Origin of the sequence: Streptomyces sp. NPDC002935 (genome assembly GCF_040611295.1) — a bacterium.
In the GTDB taxonomy this organism is placed as follows: domain Bacteria; phylum Actinomycetota; class Actinomycetes; order Streptomycetales; family Streptomycetaceae; genus Streptomyces.
In genome coordinates this window covers 62,139-79,491 of sequence record NZ_JBEXNW010000018.1, presented here as the reverse complement: position 1 = coordinate 79,491, position 17,353 = coordinate 62,139, and the positions used below count along the sequence as shown (strand labels likewise).

The 17,353-nt window shown below is 71.8% G+C and carries 16 protein-coding genes and 1 pseudogene; 10 read left to right on the top strand and 7 right to left on the bottom strand.

Annotated elements, in window-relative coordinates; genetic code table 11:
• Positions 1 to 11 precede the first annotated feature (11 nt).
• Both map and ABZX90_RS24365 read left to right on the top strand, forming a co-directional pair.
• Complete coding sequence (gene map / locus ABZX90_RS24370; RefSeq protein WP_355207944.1) at positions 12 to 869, top strand: type I methionyl aminopeptidase; 858 nt, start codon at positions 12 to 14, stop codon at positions 867 to 869.
• Positions 870 to 1,017: 148 nt separating this feature from the next.
• Positions 1,018 to 1,770: a biliverdin-producing heme oxygenase gene (locus ABZX90_RS24365; RefSeq protein ID WP_355207941.1), complete on the top strand. Its 753-nt coding sequence runs from the start codon at positions 1,018 to 1,020 to the stop codon at positions 1,768 to 1,770.
• A gap of 56 nt (positions 1,771 to 1,826) precedes the next feature.
• Here the strand turns inward: ABZX90_RS24365 and ABZX90_RS24360 are convergent, their stop codons facing one another.
• Positions 1,827 to 2,471, bottom strand: coding sequence for a PhzF family phenazine biosynthesis protein (locus tag ABZX90_RS24360; protein ID WP_355207938.1), 645 nt, complete (start codon positions 2,469 to 2,471; stop codon positions 1,827 to 1,829).
• A gap of 243 nt (positions 2,472 to 2,714) precedes the next feature.
• Here ABZX90_RS24360 and ABZX90_RS24355 point away from each other — a divergent pair.
• The 6 genes and pseudogenes from ABZX90_RS24355 to ABZX90_RS24330 form a co-directional block, all read left to right on the top strand.
• A pseudogene (locus ABZX90_RS24355) lies at positions 2,715 to 2,888 on the top strand (iron chelate uptake ABC transporter family permease subunit); the annotation flags it as partial.
• A gap of 32 nt (positions 2,889 to 2,920) precedes the next feature.
• A complete protein-coding gene (locus ABZX90_RS24350; protein ID WP_355208107.1) occupies positions 2,921 to 3,769 on the top strand; it encodes a heme ABC transporter ATP-binding protein in 849 nt (282 codons plus the stop codon).
• 189 nt (positions 3,770 to 3,958) lie between these two features.
• Entirely contained in the window at positions 3,959 to 5,107 is a 1,149-nt protein-coding gene (efeO, locus tag ABZX90_RS24345) for an iron uptake system protein EfeO (RefSeq protein WP_355207935.1), read from the top strand.
• A gap of 10 nt (positions 5,108 to 5,117) precedes the next feature.
• Complete coding sequence (gene efeB, locus ABZX90_RS24340) at positions 5,118 to 6,464, top strand: iron uptake transporter deferrochelatase/peroxidase subunit (RefSeq protein ID WP_351121981.1); 1,347 nt, start codon at positions 5,118 to 5,120, stop codon at positions 6,462 to 6,464.
• A gap of 2 nt (positions 6,465 to 6,466) precedes the next feature.
• Positions 6,467 to 7,342, top strand: a complete 876-nt coding sequence (gene efeU, locus ABZX90_RS24335; RefSeq protein WP_351121978.1) for an iron uptake transporter permease EfeU — start codon at positions 6,467 to 6,469, stop codon at positions 7,340 to 7,342.
• Entirely contained in the window at positions 7,299 to 8,309 is a 1,011-nt protein-coding gene (locus ABZX90_RS24330) for a hypothetical protein (RefSeq protein WP_355207930.1), read from the top strand. Before efeU ends, ABZX90_RS24330 begins: the two co-directional genes overlap by 44 nt.
• A gap of 82 nt (positions 8,310 to 8,391) precedes the next feature.
• Here the strand turns inward: ABZX90_RS24330 and ABZX90_RS24325 are convergent, their stop codons facing one another.
• Both ABZX90_RS24325 and ABZX90_RS24320 read right to left on the bottom strand, forming a co-directional pair.
• Positions 8,392 to 9,126: a bifunctional DNA primase/polymerase gene (locus tag ABZX90_RS24325; RefSeq protein WP_351121973.1), complete on the bottom strand. Its 735-nt coding sequence runs from the start codon at positions 9,124 to 9,126 to the stop codon at positions 8,392 to 8,394.
• Between the two features lie 158 nt (positions 9,127 to 9,284).
• The gene (locus tag ABZX90_RS24320) at positions 9,285 to 9,905 is read right to left on the bottom strand and encodes a TetR/AcrR family transcriptional regulator (protein ID WP_355207927.1); all 621 of its coding nucleotides are present in this window, start codon (positions 9,903 to 9,905) and stop codon (positions 9,285 to 9,287) included.
• Between the two features lie 154 nt (positions 9,906 to 10,059).
• On the opposite strand from ABZX90_RS24320, the gene ddaH reads away from it, so the two are divergent.
• The gene (gene ddaH / locus ABZX90_RS24315; RefSeq protein ID WP_355207924.1) at positions 10,060 to 10,893 is read left to right on the top strand and encodes a dimethylargininase; all 834 of its coding nucleotides are present in this window, start codon (positions 10,060 to 10,062) and stop codon (positions 10,891 to 10,893) included.
• A gap of 32 nt (positions 10,894 to 10,925) precedes the next feature.
• On the opposite strand, the gene ABZX90_RS24310 is transcribed toward ddaH, so the two are convergent.
• Genes ABZX90_RS24310 through ABZX90_RS24300 form a run of 3 tightly spaced genes read right to left on the bottom strand, consistent with a single transcriptional unit; the run spans position 10,926 to position 14,488 of the window.
• On the bottom strand, positions 10,926 to 11,921 hold the full coding sequence (locus tag ABZX90_RS24310) for a small ribosomal subunit Rsm22 family protein (protein WP_355207922.1): 996 nt from the start codon (positions 11,919 to 11,921) through the stop codon (positions 10,926 to 10,928).
• Between the two features lie 51 nt (positions 11,922 to 11,972).
• Positions 11,973 to 13,154: a serine hydrolase domain-containing protein gene (locus tag ABZX90_RS24305; RefSeq protein WP_355207919.1), complete on the bottom strand. Its 1,182-nt coding sequence runs from the start codon at positions 13,152 to 13,154 to the stop codon at positions 11,973 to 11,975.
• Entirely contained in the window at positions 13,100 to 14,488 is a 1,389-nt protein-coding gene (locus ABZX90_RS24300) for a multidrug effflux MFS transporter (RefSeq protein ID WP_351121959.1), read from the bottom strand. The genes ABZX90_RS24305 and ABZX90_RS24300 overlap by 55 nt, the downstream gene beginning before the upstream one ends.
• A gap of 79 nt (positions 14,489 to 14,567) precedes the next feature.
• Between ABZX90_RS24300 and ABZX90_RS24295 the strand changes: the two genes are divergently transcribed.
• Positions 14,568 to 15,578 carry a Gfo/Idh/MocA family oxidoreductase gene (locus ABZX90_RS24295; RefSeq protein ID WP_351121956.1) on the top strand — a complete coding sequence of 337 codons (1,011 nt, stop codon included), beginning with the start codon at positions 14,568 to 14,570 and terminating at the stop codon, positions 15,576 to 15,578.
• A 4-nt stretch (positions 15,579 to 15,582) separates the two neighbouring features.
• On the opposite strand, the gene ABZX90_RS24290 is transcribed toward ABZX90_RS24295, so the two are convergent.
• A complete protein-coding gene (locus ABZX90_RS24290) occupies positions 15,583 to 17,229 on the bottom strand; it encodes an alkaline phosphatase D family protein (RefSeq protein WP_355207915.1) in 1,647 nt (548 codons plus the stop codon).
• Positions 17,230 to 17,353 lie beyond the last annotated feature (124 nt).

Sequence of the window (17,353 nt, the reverse complement as noted above, 5' to 3'; positions counted from 1 at the left end):
GACTCGCTGCCATGTCTGGCCAGTCGCTGCTCGTACCAGGGGAGCTTTCTCCCACCCGTCCCGTACCGGGAAACATCAGGCGTCCCGAGTACGTGGGAAAGCCCGCACCCACGCCGTACACCGGACCGGAGGTGCAGACGCCCGAGACGATCGAGGCGATGCGGACCGCCGGGCGGATCGCCGCGCAGGCGATGGCCGAGGCCGCGAAGCTCATCGCGCCGGGCGTGACGACCGATGAGCTGGACCGGGTGGCACACGCGTACATGTGCGACCACGGCGCCTACCCGTCGACCCTCGGCTACCGCGGCTACCCCAAGTCGCTGTGCACCTCGGTCAACGAGGTCATCTGCCACGGCATCCCCGACTCCACCGTCCTGCGCGACGGCGACATCATCAACCTCGACGTGACGGCGTACATCGGCGGCGTGCACGGCGACAACAACGCGACCTACCTGGTCGGCGCCGTCGACGAGGAGTCGCGGCTCCTCGTCGAGCGGACCCGGGAGTCCCTCGACCGCGCGATCAAGGCGGTCAGGCCGGGACGCCAGATCAACATCATCGGGCGCGTCATCGAGTCGTACGCGAAGCGGTTCGGGTACGGGGTCGTCCGGGACTTCACCGGGCACGGGATCAACTCGTCGTTCCACTCCGGGCTGATCGTCCCGCACTACGACAGCCCGCACGCGACCACCGTCATCCAGCCCGGGATGACCTTCACCATCGAGCCCATGCTCACGCTCGGCTCGCACGAGTACGACATGTGGGACGACGGGTGGACCGTCGTGACGAAGGACCGGAAGCGGACGGCGCAGTTCGAGCACACCCTCGTCGTCACCGAGAGCGGTGCGGAGATCCTCACCCTGCCGTAGCCGTCCGGAGTTCCCGAGCCCACTGAGCCCGCCCTGTCCACAGGGCGGGCTTTCTCCTGTGGAAGCGACCGGGAATCGGGGTACGGTTTTACCGACAGGACGTCGGGAAAGCTGTTGACTTAGGTAAGCCTAACCATAAAAGATGCGCATGACCTTGCACCAGCTCTCGCCCTTGCTCAGCGGCTCCGGAGGCCCCATGAACGCGTCGGACACGTCGGACACGATCAGCACACCGGACACCACGAGCACGGCGGGCACACCCTTCTCGACGCTCATCCGCACCGCGTCGCACGAGCAGCACATCGAGGCGGAGACCTCGACGTTCATGAGCGACCTGCTCGGCGGCCGGCTCGGCGTCGAGGCGTACGCGCGCTACACCGAGCAACTGTGGTTCGTGTACGAGGCGCTGGAGGCGGACGCCGAGCGACTGTCCGCCGATCCGGTGGCCGGGCCGTTCCTGCGGCCCGAGCTGCTGCGCCGCACCGCTCTGGAGCGCGACCTCGCCCATCTCCGGGGCCCCGACTGGCGCGGCACGCTCACCGCGCTGCCCGCGACCCGCGCGTACGCGGACCGTGTCTCCCAGTGCGCCCGTGAGTGGCCGGGAGGGTATGTCGCCCACCACTACACCCGGTACCTGGGCGACCTCTCCGGTGGCCAGATCATCCGCGGCAAGGCGGAACAGACCTGGGGCTTCACCCGCAAGGGCGACGGCGTGCGCTTCTACGTCTTCGAGGACATCTCCAACCCGGCCGCGTTCAAGCGGAGTTATCGCGAGCTGCTGGACGGAGTCCCGGCCGACGACCTGGAGAAGCAGCGGATCGTGGCCGAGTGCAAGCGGGCGTTCGCCCTGAACACCGGGGTGTTCCGGGCCCTCGGCGAGGAGTTCCCGCTGACCGCGTGACCGTCGGCTCCGGGGGCCCCTGGTTCCCCTGGGCCCCTGACCCGTCGACCGGGGTCTCAGCGTTCCAGGTGGACCCGGCCGCCCACCTCGACCCAGTCGTTCGGCTGGGGGGCCGTGAGGATCTGGGAGCCTGTGCCCTGGGTGATGTTGAGGGCCCGGCCCAGTTGCTGGGTCAGCAGCAGCGCCGCCGCTCCGGTGGCCTCGTCCTCCTCGATGCCGTCGTTCCGGCCGGGGAAAGCGCGGGCCCGCACCCGGCCGCCCGCCTCGTCCTCCCAGGCCCAGGCGTAGATCCACTCTCCCGACGGCGGCACCGCCAGCGCGTCGACCTCGGCCGCGGACGCGTACCGCCGCAGCGTCCGGGGCGGCGCCCATTCGGACCGTGCCTCGATCCAGCTGAACTCGCCGTCCAGCCGGACCCCCACCACTCCGGCGGGCGTGACCAGTTCGGGCACGTCGAGCAGCCAGCCCACCCCGACGCACGGGTGCCCCGCGAACGGCAGCCGCAGGGTCGGCGTGTAGATGTCGATGACCCCGCGCTCGGGGTCGTCGACGAACACGGTCTCGCTGAAGCCGAGCTTGGCGGCGAACTCCTGCCGCTCCGCGCGGTCCGGCATCACCGAGCCCTCGCGCACGACACCGAGTTCATTGCCGTACCCGCCGCCAGGTCCGCAGAAGACCCGCAGCACGTCGTAGTCAGTCACTCCGGCATTCAAACATCATCCGAGCGGCGAGCGCCTCCCTGGCCGGACCGCACCGGGCGGGCGGCCCGGCCTCGTCCCACTGATTACGCCGTACGCCGCCTGCGCATCGCGACCACGACACCGGCGCCGGACCGCGGCAGCCGCGCCGAGCGCGCCGCCGGGACCTTTGACCCGGTGGAGGCGAGCGCACCGCTCACGCCGCCCGTCGTGGACCCGGTCGTCCCGGCGCCGCCGGTGGTGCCCGTCCCGGGCAGCGCGCTCGGCGGCGCCGCCGTCCTGCTCGCGGCCGATCTCGCCGCCCGGACGATCGCGCAGCCCGCCGAACTCCCCCTCGGCGTCCTCACCGCCCTGCCGGGCAGCCCGTTCTTCCTCTGGCTGCTGCGCAGGACCCGCCGCAAGCAAGGAGGTTGGGCGTGAGATCCCCTCGAAGCGACACCGGGCGCACGCCCATGAGGTTCCCGCGTACGGCCGTGAACCTGCGGCTTCCGCGTACGGCGCGGCCCGCACCTCCTCCCCCGCCCGCCCCCGGCGACGTGCTCGCCGAGGCCGAGGGCCTCCATGTCCGGCTCGGCGACCGCGAGGTGCTGCGCGGCGTCGACGTGGCGGCCCGCGCGGGCGAGGTGCTCGCGCTGGTCGGGCCCAACGGTGCGGGAAAATCAACCCTTCTGTCCGCGCTGGCCGCCGATCTGCGCGCCGCGCAAGGAGTGGTACGTCTCCACGGGCGTCCGGCGGCGCACTGGACCGCGCCCGAACTCGCCCTGCGCCGGGCCGTGCTCCCCCAGTCGGCGGCGCTCTCCTTCCCGTTCACCGTCGAGGAGGTCGTCCGGATGGGGCGGGCGCCCTGGGCCCACACTCCGCGGGACGACGACACGGCGGTCGCCGCCGCCATAGCGGCCACCGAGGTCACCTCTTTCGCGCCACGCTCGTTCGCCGCGCTGAGCGGCGGGGAGCGCGCGCGGGTGGCGCTCGCGCGGGTGCTCGCGCAGCGCGCCCCGCTGCTGCTGCTCGACGAACCGACGGCCGCACTCGACCTGCGGCACCAGGAGTTGGTGCTGCGGGTGTGCCGGGAAAGGGCGCACGCCGGGGACGCGGTGGTCGTGGTGTTGCACGACCTGGGGCTGGCGGCGGCCTACGCGCACCGGGTCGCGATTCTGTGCGCCGGTCGTATCGCGGCCCGCGGCCGGCCGGCGGAGGTCTTCACCGACGGGCTTCTGACCGACGTCTACCGGCAGCCGGTCGAGGTGTTCCCGCACCCCAGGACCGGCGCCGCCCTGGTCGCACCGAGACGCGACGCTTGACTCTCCCTTGACCATTTCATGGGGTCTGATTTGAGTCACCGTGATCAAGCCGTTCCTGTACTGCACCTGTGAGAGCTGAATCACCGTACGACTGGGTATCAGTGAGGCAAGCCTCAGATAAGTTAGGCCAGCCTCACCATGCCGAACGGGCCCCACCGTGCGGTTTGTCCGACTTCTCTTGGAGCCTGAATGCGAGCCGTCCGACTCTCTGTTGTCACCGCAGCCGCCACCGCGGCCGCCCTGGCCGCCGTCACGGGTTGCACCCAGAAGAGCGACGCGAAGAACGGTGACGCCATTCAGGTGACCGCCGCCGACTCCAAGTGCGACACCTCGGCCAAGACCGTTCCGGCCGGCCACGTCACGCTGAAGATCGAGAACAAGGGCTCGAAGGCCACCGAGGTCGAGATCGTCTTCCCCGACGACCGGATCGTCTCCGAGAAGGAGAACATCGGCCCCGGCACCAAGTACACGCTGACCGCCGAGGTGAAGGCCGGCTCGTACGAGATCGCCTGCCGCCCGGGCATGAAGGGCCACGGCATCCGCCAGAAGCTCACCGTGACCGGTGGCAAGGTCGCCAAGCGCGACCCGCGCCTCGACAAGGCCGTCGCCGCCTACCGCGAGTACGCGCAGGAGCAGGCCGACGCCACGCTGCCGAAGGCCGAGGCGTTCGCCAAGGCCGTGAAGGCCGGCGACATCGAGGCCGCGAAGAAGGAGTTCGCGGACTCGCGGCTCGGCTGGGAGCGCACCGAGCCCGTCGCCGAGTCCTTCGGCGACATCGACCCGAAGGTCGACGTCCGCGAGGACGGCCTGGAGGACGGCCAGGACCCGGCCACGGACTGGACCGGCTGGCACCGCCTGGAGAAGTCCCTCTGGCAGGACAAGAAGATCGGCGACCGCGAGAAGCAGCTCGCCGACCAGCTGATCACCGACCTGACCGACTGGCAGGAGCGCGTCGGCAAGGCCGAGATCACCCCGACCTCCATGGCCAACGGCGCCAAGGAACTGCTGGACGAGGTCGCAAGCGGCAAGGTCACCGGCGAGGAGGACCGTTACTCGCACACCGACCTCAGTGACTTCAAGGGCAACGTCGAGGGCGCGCAGAAGGCGTACGAGCTGCTCAAGCCGGTCGCCGCGGAGAACGACGCCGCGCTGACGACGGAGCTCGACAAGGAGTTCGCCGCGCTGAACACGCTGCTCGACAAGTACCGCACGGACAAGACCTCGTACGAGTTCACCTCGTACGACAAGGTCGGCAAGGCCGACCGCAAGGAGCTCAGCGACGCGGTCAACGCGCTCGCCGAGCCCCTGTCCAAGCTCGCCGCCGCCGTCGTGAAGTAGGAGCAACGCCATGACGGAATCCCAGGACACCACGGACACCACGCACGCCACGGACAGCACCGTGGGTACGGACAGCACCGACGGCACGCAGGCCGCCAAGCCCTCCGGCACCGGCTCCGCGCCGTCCCGGCGTTCGTTGATCGGCTGGGGCGGTGCCGGGCTCGCGCTCGGTGCCGCCGCGGCCGGCGGCGGCGTCGCGATGACCCGTACCGGAAACGACGTCGACCCGGCCGCGGCCGAGACCGGCGCCGCTGTCGCCTTCCACGGCACGCACCAGGCGGGCATCGCGACAGCGGTGCAGGACCGGCTGCACTTCGCCGCGTTCGACGTGAAGACCGACGACCGGGCCGCGTTCGTCCAGCTGCTCAAGGACTGGACGCAGGCGGCCGCCCGGATGACCGCCGGACACCCGGTCGGTGAGGGCGCGTACGGCGGTCTGGCCGAGGCGCCGCCGGACGACACCGGAGAGGCCCTGGGGCTCAAGCCCTCCCGGCTGACGCTGACGATCGGCTTCGGGCCCTCGCTGTTCGAGAAGTTCGACCTGGCGGACCGGCGGCCGGAGGCGCTCGTCGACCTGCCGAAGTTCCCGGGCGACAACCTGGACCAGGCCCGCAGCAACGGCGACCTGTGCATCCAGGCCTGCGCGGACGACCCCCAGGTCGCGGTGCACGCCATCCGCAACCTGGCCCGGATCGGCTTCGGCAAGGTCGCCGTCCGCTGGTCGCAGCTCGGCTTCGGCAAGACGTCGTCGACGACACCGGACGCGCAGACCCCGCGCAACCTGATGGGCTTCAAGGACGGCACCCGCAACATCGCGGGCACCGAGACCGCGCGGCTCAAGAAGTTCGTGTGGGTCGACGGCAAGGACGTCGACGGGAACTCGTCCTGGATGACCGGCGGTTCCTACCTCGTCGCCCGGCGCATCCGGATGAACATCGAGACGTGGGACCGCACTCCCCTGCAGGAGCAGGAGGACATCTTCGGCCGCGACAAGGGCGAGGGCGCCCCCGTCGGCAAGGCCAAGGAGCGCGACGAGCCGTTCCTGAAGGCGATGAAGCCCGACGCCCACGTCCGGCTCGCGCACCCCGACGCCAACCACGGGGTGACGATCCTGCGCCGCGGCTACTCCTTCACGGACGGCACGGACGGTCTCGGCCGTCTCGAAGCGGGCCTGTTCTTCCTCGCCTACCAGCGTGACGTGCGCAAGGGGTTCATCCCCGTGCAGCGCAACCTGTCGCGTACCGACGCGCTCAACGAGTACATCCAGCACGTGAGTTCGGCGGTCTTCGCCGTACCGCCCGGCGTCCGCGACAAGGACGACTGGTGGGGCCGCGCGCTGTTCTCCAAGGAGGCGTAGCCGTGTTCAGCAACTACCTGATCGGTCTGCGCGAGGGCCTCGAAGCCAGCCTCGTCGTCTGCATCCTCATCGCCTACCTGGTGAAGACGGACCGCAGGGACGCCCTGAGGCCGATCTGGATCGGCATCGGCGTCGCGATCGCCGTGGCACTCGGTTTCGGCTGCGCGCTCGAATTCGGCTCCCAGGAGATGACGTTCCAGGCGCAGGAGGCGCTCGGCGGTTCGCTGTCGGTCCTCGCCGTGGGCCTGGTCACCTGGATGGTCTTCTGGATGCGGCGCACCGCCCGGCACCTGAAGTCCGAGCTGCACGGCAGGCTGGACGCGGCCCTCGCCATGGGAACCGGCGCGCTGGTCGCGACGGCGTTCCTGGCGGTCGGCCGCGAAGGCCTGGAGACGGCCCTGTTCGTCTGGGCGTCGGTGCACGCGGCCAGCGACGGCACGCCCCGCCCGCTGATCGGCGTGGCGCTGGGCCTGGCCAGCGCGGTCCTCCTCGGCTGGCTCTTCTACCGCGGCGCCCTGAAGATCAACCTCGCCAAGTTCTTCACCTGGACCGGCGGCATGCTGGTCGTCGTCGCCGCGGGCGTCCTCGCGTACGGCGTCCACGACCTCCAGGAAGCCGACTTCGTCCCCGGCCTGACGAACCTCGCCTTCGACATCAGCAACACGATCGACCCCACCAGTTGGTACGGCACCCTGCTGAAGGGCGTCTTCAACTTCCAGCCCGACCCGACCGTCCTTCAGGTCACGGTGTGGGCGCTGTACTTGGTCCCGACGCTCACGATCTTCCTCGCCCCGGTAGGGTTCGCCTCCGGGAAGGGGAAGGTGAAGGCACCTGATGAGCAGGGATCACACGGGTCGCAGCCCACGAAGGCCTCGTAGTCTCGGCCGTTTCACGCTGGCGACGGGGACGATGACCGTCCTGTCCCTGGCGGTGAGCGGCTGCGTGGTCGTGCACGGCGAGCGAGAGGTCGTGCCGTCGGCGACCCGCGCCGAAGCCGCCCGCGCGCTCAAGGACTTCACCGCCTCCTACAACAAGGCCGACAAGACGTACGACCGTTCGCAGGACGCGGACCGGGTGACCGGTCCGCTCGCGGACATCGACGGCGCCAAGCTGAAGGCCGGGCACACGAACCACCCGGCCGGGAATCCCGCGCATTCACCGCTGGAGTTCAGCGACCCCGAGTTCTCGATCCCCGCGAAGGCGGCCTGGCCGCGCTGGTTCGTGGCGAACACGGCGGCCAACAAGGGTGTGCCGGGCAGCCGTTGGCTGCTGGTCTTCACCCGGGGCAGCGCCGACGAGGTCTGGCAGGCCTCGTATCTGACGGTTCTCGGGGCCGGTGACGTACCGGAGTTCGCGAAGGACGAGGGCGGCTGGGCACGGCCGGTCACGGCCGACGACGCGGCGCTCGCGATCGAGCCGGCGAAGCTCGGCCGGTCGTACGCGACCTATCTGAAAGCCGGCGGCACCACCTTCGCCGCGGGCGTCCACACTTCGCAGTGGCGGGCCCAGCGCGAGAAGTTCGCCAGCAAGCCGGGCCTCGCCAGGCAGTACATCGACGAGCCGCTGAACTCGGGCGACTACGCGCCGGTGGGTCTGCGCACCGCGGACGGCGGGGCGCTGGTCTTCTTCGCCACGCACCGCTTCGAGAAGCAGACCGCCGCGGCGGGCACCGGGATTCCCACCCCCGCCGCGGACGTCCGGGCCCTGACGACCGGTGAGATCAAGCAGTCCCTCACCCTGGAGTTCGTCTCCAACCAGGCCGTCCTGGACCCGGCGAAGGGTTCGGCCCGGAAGGTGTCCGTCCTCGGACGGATCGAAGGGCTGACGGGAGCGGAGGGCGAGTAGTCCGGCGCGCGCACCCACACGGGCGCGCACCTGCTCCGGCACGCACCCACACCGGCCGCTCGGGCCGCGGCCGGGCGGGTTGTCAGCCCCGGTGGGGCCAGGCGGCGAGCTGGTCCGCGCCGTTCTCCCCGGCGTAGATGGCGCACTCGTCGGTGAGGATCTCCAGGAGGGTGAGCGGGTCCGGCAGCGGGTGCTCGGGGCCGCGCACCCAGTCCACGCTCAGACCGCCGGGCAGCTGGGCCGGCGGCACGAGGACGTACGAGCCGCGGCAGTGCCAGCGGAAACCGGGGTGCTCGTCCATCGTCTCGGGGTGGCAGTCCAGCTCACAGGGCCACCACTCGTCCTCCTCCTCGGGCGTACCGCGGGTGAGGGTGAAGAAGAGCATGCGGCCGTCACCGGTCTCCGCGACCGGTCCGACCTCGATGTCGGAGGCCAGCATCCGCTCCAGCGCCTCGCGCCCGGCGTCCAGCGGCACGTCGAGGACGTCGTGCACCAGGCCGGTCGCGGTGATGAAGTTCGCCTTCGGCTGGTGCCGGGCCCAGCGCTCGATCTGCGCGCGGTCGGTCGTCGACTGCGTCTGCCAGGCGAAGGAGACGGGGTGGCGCGCGGGGGTGGGACAGCCGACGCGGTCACAGGAACAGCGGTAGCCGGAGGGGTACGCGGCCTGCGCGAGCGGCAGACCGGCCGCGGCGGCGGCGAGCAGCAGGGCCTCACGCCCGCTTTCGGACGTCTCCGCGGGGGCCTTCGGCCGGCGGCCGCGCAGCCACCGGGAGATCCTGCCCTGCGTGCCGGAGCGGCGTCCGAAGTCTGCGCTCATCTATCCCCTCGCCTCGCCGTAGTGCACTCGTCCTTGCCCCATGGTCCCACCATCCTGCGCCCCAGGTGGCCGGAGCCGACAACCGGGGTAGGTGGGACGATGCGTTCCCCTGACCCTGATCAGGTGTTATTGCATGATGTGAGGAGATTTCTTCACCCTCAGCGCGGAGCGAGACCGTGCAGGGCGTAGTCGACGAGCGTGTCCGTGTAGTCGTACGAGATCGGGGCCGTGCGCTGGAGCCAGCGCTGGGCGAGCGGGGAGACGAACAGCTCCAGGGCGATCCGGGGGTCGACGTCCCGGCGTACGTCGCCCTTGGTCTGCGCCGAACGCAGCCGCCGTACGTACAGCTGGAGCTGGGGTTCCAGCAGCCTGGCGACGAACTCGGCGCCGAGCCGCTCGTTCACGAGGCCCTCGGCGGCCAGCGCGCGGGCGGGCACCTCGAAGGCGGGGTCGAGCAGCTCGTCGACGGTGGCGCGCAGCACCAGCTTCAGATCGGCGGCCAGGTCGCCCGTGTCCGGGATCTCATCGGGCTCCTGCCCCGCCGCCCGCGCGGCCTGCTCCCCGAGGTCCATGAAGGCGTCCAGCAGCACCTCGGCCTTCGACGACCACCACCGGTAGATCGTCTGCTTCCCGACTCCGGCCCGGGCGGCGATGCCCTCGATCGTGGTCCTCGGGTAGCCGACCTCGCCGACGAGGGCGAGGGCCGCGGTGTGGATCGCGCGCCGGGACTTCTCGCTGCGGCGGCTGGAATCGGGGAGGGAGCTGGGCTTCTCGGCCATGCGGGAAACCTACCAGGGCGGCGATACGGTGCGTCTCGCCTCCGTCGGGGCACCGTCCCTCCGGTGGACACGGCCCGTTCGCCTCCCGCTCCCGGGGCGCCGCGCACCGCACCATGAGCATCAACTGCCCCTGCGGTTGCGTAAGGAGCCTTCCTTGCACCCTCTCCGCCGTGCCACGCCCCGTCGCTACCTCATGTGCCCGCCGGCGCACTTCGACGTCACGTACGCGATCAATCCGTGGATGGACCCCGCCAAGCCGGTCGACGTGCCGCTCGCCCTCGCCCAGTGGGAGGACCTCCGCGACCGCTACCGCTCCCTCGGCCACACGGTCGAGGAACTCACGCCCCGCCCGGGCCTGCCGGACATGGTCTTCGCGGCGAACGGAGCGACGGTCGTGGACGGCCGGGTACTGGGTGCCCGTTTCGCCTACCGGGAGCGTGAGCCGGAGGCGACGGCGCACCTGGAGTGGTTCCGCGCCCGCGGGTTCTCGGAGATCCGCGAACCCGCGCACATCAACGAGGGAGAGGGCGACTTCGTGATCACGGGGTCGTACCTGCTCGCGGGCCGCGGCTTTCGCGCGAGCCCGCTCTCGCACGGGGAGGCACAGGAGTTCTTCGGCCGTCCGGTGATCGGCCTGGACCTGGTCGACCCGCGGTACTACCACCTGGACACGGCTCTCGCCGTCCTCGACGACACGGCGGACGAGGTCATGTACTACCCGCCGGCGTTCTCCCCCGGCAGCCGCGAGGTGCTGCGCCGGCTGTTCCCGGACGCGCTGACCGCCGCGGCCGAGGACGCCGCGGCGCTGGGCCTCAACGCGGTCTCGGACGGCCTGCACGTGCTGCTGCCGCAGGAGGCGACGGGCCTGTTCGACCCGCTCCGGGAGCGCGGCTTCGTGCCGGTCGGCGTCGACCTCGGCGAGCTCCTGAAGGGCGGCGGAAGCGTGAAGTGCTGCACGCAGGAGCTGCGCGGCCGGGCAGGGACCTGACGGGCGGCCGGGCCGGGACCTACAGCCGGGACCTAGGGGTTGTCCTCGGGCGGCGGCCAGGCGTCGCCCCAGTCCGCGTCGCGGGCCGCCCTGTACAGCGGGCCGTGGCGCTTGGTCACCGTCTCGCGGCGCAGTGCCTCGTCCGGCTCGCACAGGTCGAGAAGGACCTGCCCCTTGCGGATCTGCGGCTTGCGCACGATGCGGGTGGGCGCCGGGGCGGGCGGGAAGCGGGTCGCGGCGACGTAGCTGAACTTCTCGTCCTCGTAGGGCAGGGATCCGCCCTTGACCTGGCGGTGCAGGGAGGAACGGGCGACGCGCGCGGAGAAGTGGCACCAGTCCTGCCCGGGAACGATGGGGCAGGCCGCGCTGTGCGGGCAGGGCGCGGCGATGTGGAAGCCGGCACCGATCAGGCGGTCGCGGGCGGCGAGGACCCGGGTGTAGCCGTCGGGGGTACCGGGCTCGATGATCACGACGGCCCGGGCGGCGCTCGCGGCGGCGTCCACGACCGAGGCGCGGTCGGCGTCGGTGAGTTCGCCGAGGACGTAGGAGACCGTGACGAGATCAGTGCTCTCGATGGTGAGCGCCGCTCCGATACGAGAGCGGCGCCACTCGGCGTCCTTCAGCTCCGGGTTGGCGGCGGCGATCTCCCGGCCGAGTGCGAGGGCGGGCTCGGCCCAGTCGAGCACGGTCACCGGGCGGGCGCCCTCCCAGGTCGCGTTCACCGCCCAGGTGGCCGCGCCGGTGCCACCGCCGACGTCCACATGGCTCCCCGGCACCCAGCCGGGCACCGCGTCCGCGAACGCCTCCAGCGCCGCGCGCACCGCCTCGAACGTCGCGGGCATGCGGTACGCGGCGTACGCCGCCACGTCCGAGCGGTCCCGGAGGATCGGCGTATGGGTCGGGGTGGTCCCCCGGTAGTTCACGATCAGCCGCTCGACCGCCTGCGCGGCGGCCTTCGGCGGCAGGCCGTCGAGGAGCCCGGCGAGGGCGCCGCGCAGGGTGTCGGCGGGGGGTACGGGGGCGTTCACGGCCCGATTCTCTCAGGTGCCCCGCACCACCCGCGCCGCCGAGGCGTTCCCTCACGTACCCCGCACCGCCCGCCGCAGCCGGGTGGCCGCTGCCGCCCGGGGCGCGTTGTCCGCCGGGCGGCGCCGCGGGTGGACCGTGTTGGCGAGCAGCACCAGGAACGTGTCCGTCGCCGGGTCCAGGACCAGGGAGGTGCCGGTGAACCCGGTGTGGCCGGCCGCCCCGTGGCCCGCGAGGGTGCCCATGAACCAGGGCTGGTCGAGGGCGAATCCGAGGCCGGGCGGGGTGAGGAGGAGTTCGACGAAGTCGGGGCCGAGGATGCGGGCGGGGCCGTACGAGCCGCCCGCGAGCAGGGTGCGGCAGAACACGGCCAGATCGCGCGCGGTGGAGAAGAGCCCGGCGTGACCGGCCACCCCGCCGAGCGCCCAGGCGTTCTCGTCGTGCACCACGCCCCGCAGCATGCCCCGGTCCGCCTTGGCCCACGGCCGCCGCTGGTCCTCCGTGGCCGCCGCGCCGGGGCAGGGTCCGAAGGTGGTGGCGTTCATCCCGAGCGGGCGGGTGATGCCGTCCCGGACGAGGACGTCGAGCGCCCGGCCGGTGACGCGTTCCAGCACGTACTGCAGGAGGAGCAGGTTGACGTCGGAGTACAGGTACACGCCCGGTTCTGACGAGGGCGCCTCCGCCCGCAGCAGCGCCAGCCGGGCCGCGTCGTCCGGGCAGTCGTACAGCGGGAGTTCGGGGCGCAGCCCGGAGGTGTGGGTGAGCAGCTGCCGTACGGTGATGCCGTGCTCGCGGGCCGCGCGGAACTCCGGCAGATACGCGCCGACCCGTGCGTCGACGCCCAGCGTGCCGCGCTCCAGCTGCTGCACCGCGGCGACCGCCGTGAACAGCTTGGTGAGGGAGGCCAGGTCGAAGGGCGTGTGCACGCTCGCCGGCACACGCGCGCCCGGCGGCAGCTCGGCACCGGCGCCGGTCTCCTGGTCGTAGGCCGCGTAGCGCACCGCCCACCCCGCCGCCTCCTCGACGGCGATGACCGGTCCCCGGCCCGCTACCAGCACCACGCCCGCCGCCCAGGGGTCGGCGCCGCGCGTGAGGGCGCGGACCTCGTGGACCAGTCGCCGCAGTTCTCCGGTGTCGAGTCCGGCCCGTTCCGGTGTGCCGGTCCGCAGTCTTGGTGCGCTCAGCTGTCCGCCGCCTTTCCGTCCGATGTGCGTCCCGTCCGCCGCGGACGGCACAGTCCCACGAAGCAGGCGACGGCTACCAGTGCCGCCGCCAGTTGGACGACGGCCATCGGGACCGCGGTGTGCTCTCCGGCGACACCGACGAGGGGCGAGGCGATCGCGCCGATGAGGAAGGAGGAGGTGCCGAGCAGCGCGGAGGCGGAACCGGCCGCGTGCCGCACGCGCATGAGGGCGAGCGCCTGGGTGTTGGGCAGGGCGAGGCCCATGGCGGACATCAGCACGAACAGCGCGGCGGCCACCGGAGCGAGCCCGACCGTGCCGAGGACGCCGGTGGACATGAGCAGCAGCGCGGTCGAGGCGAGGACGACGAGCGTGAGGCCGGTGGCGAGGACCTTTTCGAGGGCGACCCGGCCGACCAGCAGCTTGCCGTTGATCTGGCCGGCGATCACCAGGCCGACGGAGTTCACGCCGAAGAGCAGACTGAAGGTCTGCGGGGAGGCGCCGTAAAGGTCCTGGATCACGAACGGGGAGGCCGAGATGTAGGCGAACAGGGCCGCGAAGGAGAAGCCGCCCGCGAGCATGTAACCGGCGAAGACCCGGTCGGCGAGCAGTCCGCGCATGGCGCGCAGTGCCTCGCCGACGCCGCCGCTGTGCCGTTGCGCGGGCCGGAGCGTCTCGGGCAGCTTCGCCCAGACGACGACGGTCAGCGCGATACCGACCGCGGTGAGGACCACGAACACGCCCCGCCAGTCGGTGACGCGCAGGATCTGTCCGCCGATGAGCGGCGCGACGACCGGGGCGACACCGGAGATCAGCATGAGGGTGGAGAAGAAGCGGGCCATCGCCACGCCGTCGTACAGGTCACGGACGACGGCGCGGGCGATCACGATCCCGGCCGCGCCCGCGAGGCCCTGCGCGAGGCGGAAGGCCACGAGGAGTTCGACGGTGGGCGCGAGGGCGCACAGCACGGTCGCGACGACGTAGACGGCGAGTCCGGCGAGCAACGGGCGCCTGCGGCCCCACTTGTCGCTCATCGGCCCCACGACGAGCTGTCCGAACGCCATGCCGGCGAGGCACGCGGTGAGCGTGAGCTGCACGGTGGCGGCGGAGGCGTGCAGCGATCCGGTGACCTCCGGCAGCGAGGGGAGGTACATGTCCATCGCGAGCGGGGGTGTTGCGGTGAGCCCGCCGAGGATCAGCGTGACGAGGAGTCCGGTGCGGCCCGGGGCGCCGGGGCCGGCGGGCGGTCGCGGTGCGGTGCCGGACACCGGTTCGGCGGCCGGCGGCGTGGCTTCGGCGACCACGGGTGCGGTGTCCGCGGCTCCCGCGTTCGGTATGTGCCCTCGCGGGCCTTCCTGGTCCCGCGTGGTGCGGCCACGCTCGGGCATGTGCCCCCCTCTCCGAAAGATGCGCACCCTATGCTCTCAGCTCGAACAGCGTGTTCGGGTCACAGATCAAGGGGCAGGTATGACGGGCGAGCGCGAACGCGTGCGGTGGGGAATTCTTGCGACCGGCGGGATCGCCGCGGCGTTCACGGCGGATCTCGTGGACATGCCGGACGCCGAGGTGGTGGCCGTCGCCTCGCGGACGGAGGCCTCGGCGAAGGCGTTCGCGGAGCGGTTCGGGATCGCACGGGCGTACGGGGACTGGGCGTCGCTCGCCGCGGACGAGGACGTCGACATCGTGTACGTCGCCACGCCGCACTCGGCGCACCGGGTGGCGGCCGGGATGTGCCTGGAGGCGGGGCGCCATGTGCTGTGCGAGAAGGCGTTCACGCTGAACTCGCGGGAGGCCGAGGAGCTGGTCGCGCTCGCGCGTCGGCACGACCGCTTCCTGATGGAGGCCATGTGGATGTACTGCAATCCGCTGGTCGGGCGGCTGAAGGCGCTCGTCGACGACGGCGTGATCGGTGAGGTGCGCACGGTGCAGGCCGACTTCGGTCTCGCCGGGCCGTTCCCGCCCTCGCACCGGCTGCGGGACCCGGCGCAGGGCGGCGGTGCGCTGCTCGATCTCGGCGTCTATCCGGTGTCGTTCGCACAACTGCTGCTCGGGGAGCCCTCCGACATCGTCGCGAGAGCGGTGCTCTCCGACGAGGGCGTCGATCTCCAGACGGGTGCGCTGCTCTCCTTCGAGAGCGGCGCTCTTGCTTCGGTGCACTGCTCCATCAACGGCGGCACCCCCGTCGCCGCCTCCGTCACCGGCTCCGCGGGCCGCATCGACATCCCCGACGGCTTCTTCTTCCCGGACCACTTCGTCCTGCACCGCGACGGCCGCGAGCCCGAGACGTTCCGCGCCGACCCGGCGTCGGGCGCCCGCAACAGCCTCAAGCACGAGGCCGCCGAGGTGATGCGGGCCCTGCGCGCCGGCGAGAGAGAGTCCCCGCTCGTCCCGCTCGACGGAACCCTCGCCGTGATGCGGACGCTCGACACGATCCGGGACCGTATCGGCGTCCGCTATCCCGGCGAGGCGGACGCGTAGGACGTCAGGCCGGTTCGAGCCCCTGGTTCCCGGCCTCGGTCACGAAGGACGCGGCCGTGGTGACGGGCGCCCCCGGGGTCGTCACCGCGGACACCGTCCTGAAGTCGGCCCGGGCCGCCTCCCGCCCCAGGTCGACGGTCACATAGCCGCGCCGCCCGTTGTAGAACTTCAGGTGGGGGTTGGCCTGCGTGTAGGTGGCCCAGTTCGCGGGTTTGTCGGCGCCGTCCTTGCCGCTCGCGATGGACGTGGCGACGATCTCCGTGCCGAGCGTGGCCGACGCGGGGTCGTCGAAGTCGTCCAGGATGTCGAAGGCGTACCCCACGTGCACGTCGCCGGTGAGCACCATCAGGTTCTCGATCCCGGTGGCCTTGGCGCCCGCCAGAACGCGTTGCCGCGAGGCCCGGTAGCCGTCCCAGGCGTCCATGGAGACCTTGGCGACCGGGTTCAGGTCCAGCTTGCGCTGGGAGAAGGTGACTTGCTGCGGTACGACGTTCCACAGCGCCCGTGAGCGGCGCCAGCCGTCGATCAGCCAGCGCTCCTGTGTCGGCCCGGTGATGGTGCGCGCCGGGTCGTCCGACTCGGGCCCGGGGATGTGCGACCCGTCGCCGTAGGCCTGGTTGGAGCGGTACTGGCGGGTGTCGAGGATGTCGAACTGCGCGAGCCGGCCCCAGCGCAGCCGGCGGTACAACTGGGCGTCCGGTCCGTGCGGGAGCTGCGGGCGGCGCAGCGGCTGGTTCTCCCAGTACGCGCGGTAGGCGGCGGCGCGGCGCAGCAGGAACTCCTCGGGCGGGCCGCCGTTCTCGTCGATGTCGTCGGCGTAGTTGTTCTCGGTCTCGTGGTCGTCCCAGGTGACGGCGAAGGGGTGCGCGGCGTGGGCGGCCCGCAGATCGGGGTCGGACTTGTAGAGGGCGTACCGCAGCCGGTAGTCCTCCAGCGTCACCGTCTCGTGGTTGAAGAGGTCGGGAAGCGTCCGGTCGGTGTACTTCCGGGCGCCGCCGACCGAGTTGACGGCGTACTCGTACAGGTAGTCCCCGAGGTGGAGGACGATGTCGACGTCCTCCTCGGCGAGATGGCCGTACGCCGTGAAGTACCCGTCGTGGTAGGCCTGGCAGGAGACGGCGGCAAGCTTGAGGGCGGACACACGGGCGCCCGGCGTGGGCGCGGTACGCGTACGGCCCGTCTCGCTGACCCAACTGCCCGCCCGGAAGCGGTAGTAGAAGACCCGGTCCGCGTCGAGGTGGTCGACCTCGACGTGCACGGCGTGGTGGAACTCGGGGTGCGCGGTGGCCGTACCGCGTCTGACGACCTTGCGGAAGCGGTCGTCGTGCGCCAGCTCCCAGTGCACGGTGACGCGTTCGGCGGGCAGACCGCTGTCGGCCTGGTAGGGGGCGGGCGCGAGCCGGGTCCACAGGAGCACGGAGCCGGGCAGCGGGTCGCCGGACGCGACGCCGAGCGTGAAGGGGTCGTCGGTGATCTTCGCCGCGTCGAGTTCGGCGGCGCTCGCCACGCCCGCGGCCGGCAGGTCGACGGCGAAGGCGAGCGCGGCGGCCGCGCCGGTGGCGGTGAGAAAACGGCGGCGCCCGATGTGACGGGCGACGGCGCGGAGTTCGGGGGCGTGCTGCGACGGATGGTCGTGGGCTGCGGGTGTCATCTGGCCCTCCCCTGACGGTGGTCGTACGAGGCATTGGAGTGGCCAGGGTCGACGCCAGCTTGGCGCGTACACAACACTCTGATGACGGATGGATGAGTTCCGGACGCCGGATCCGCCGGGTCCG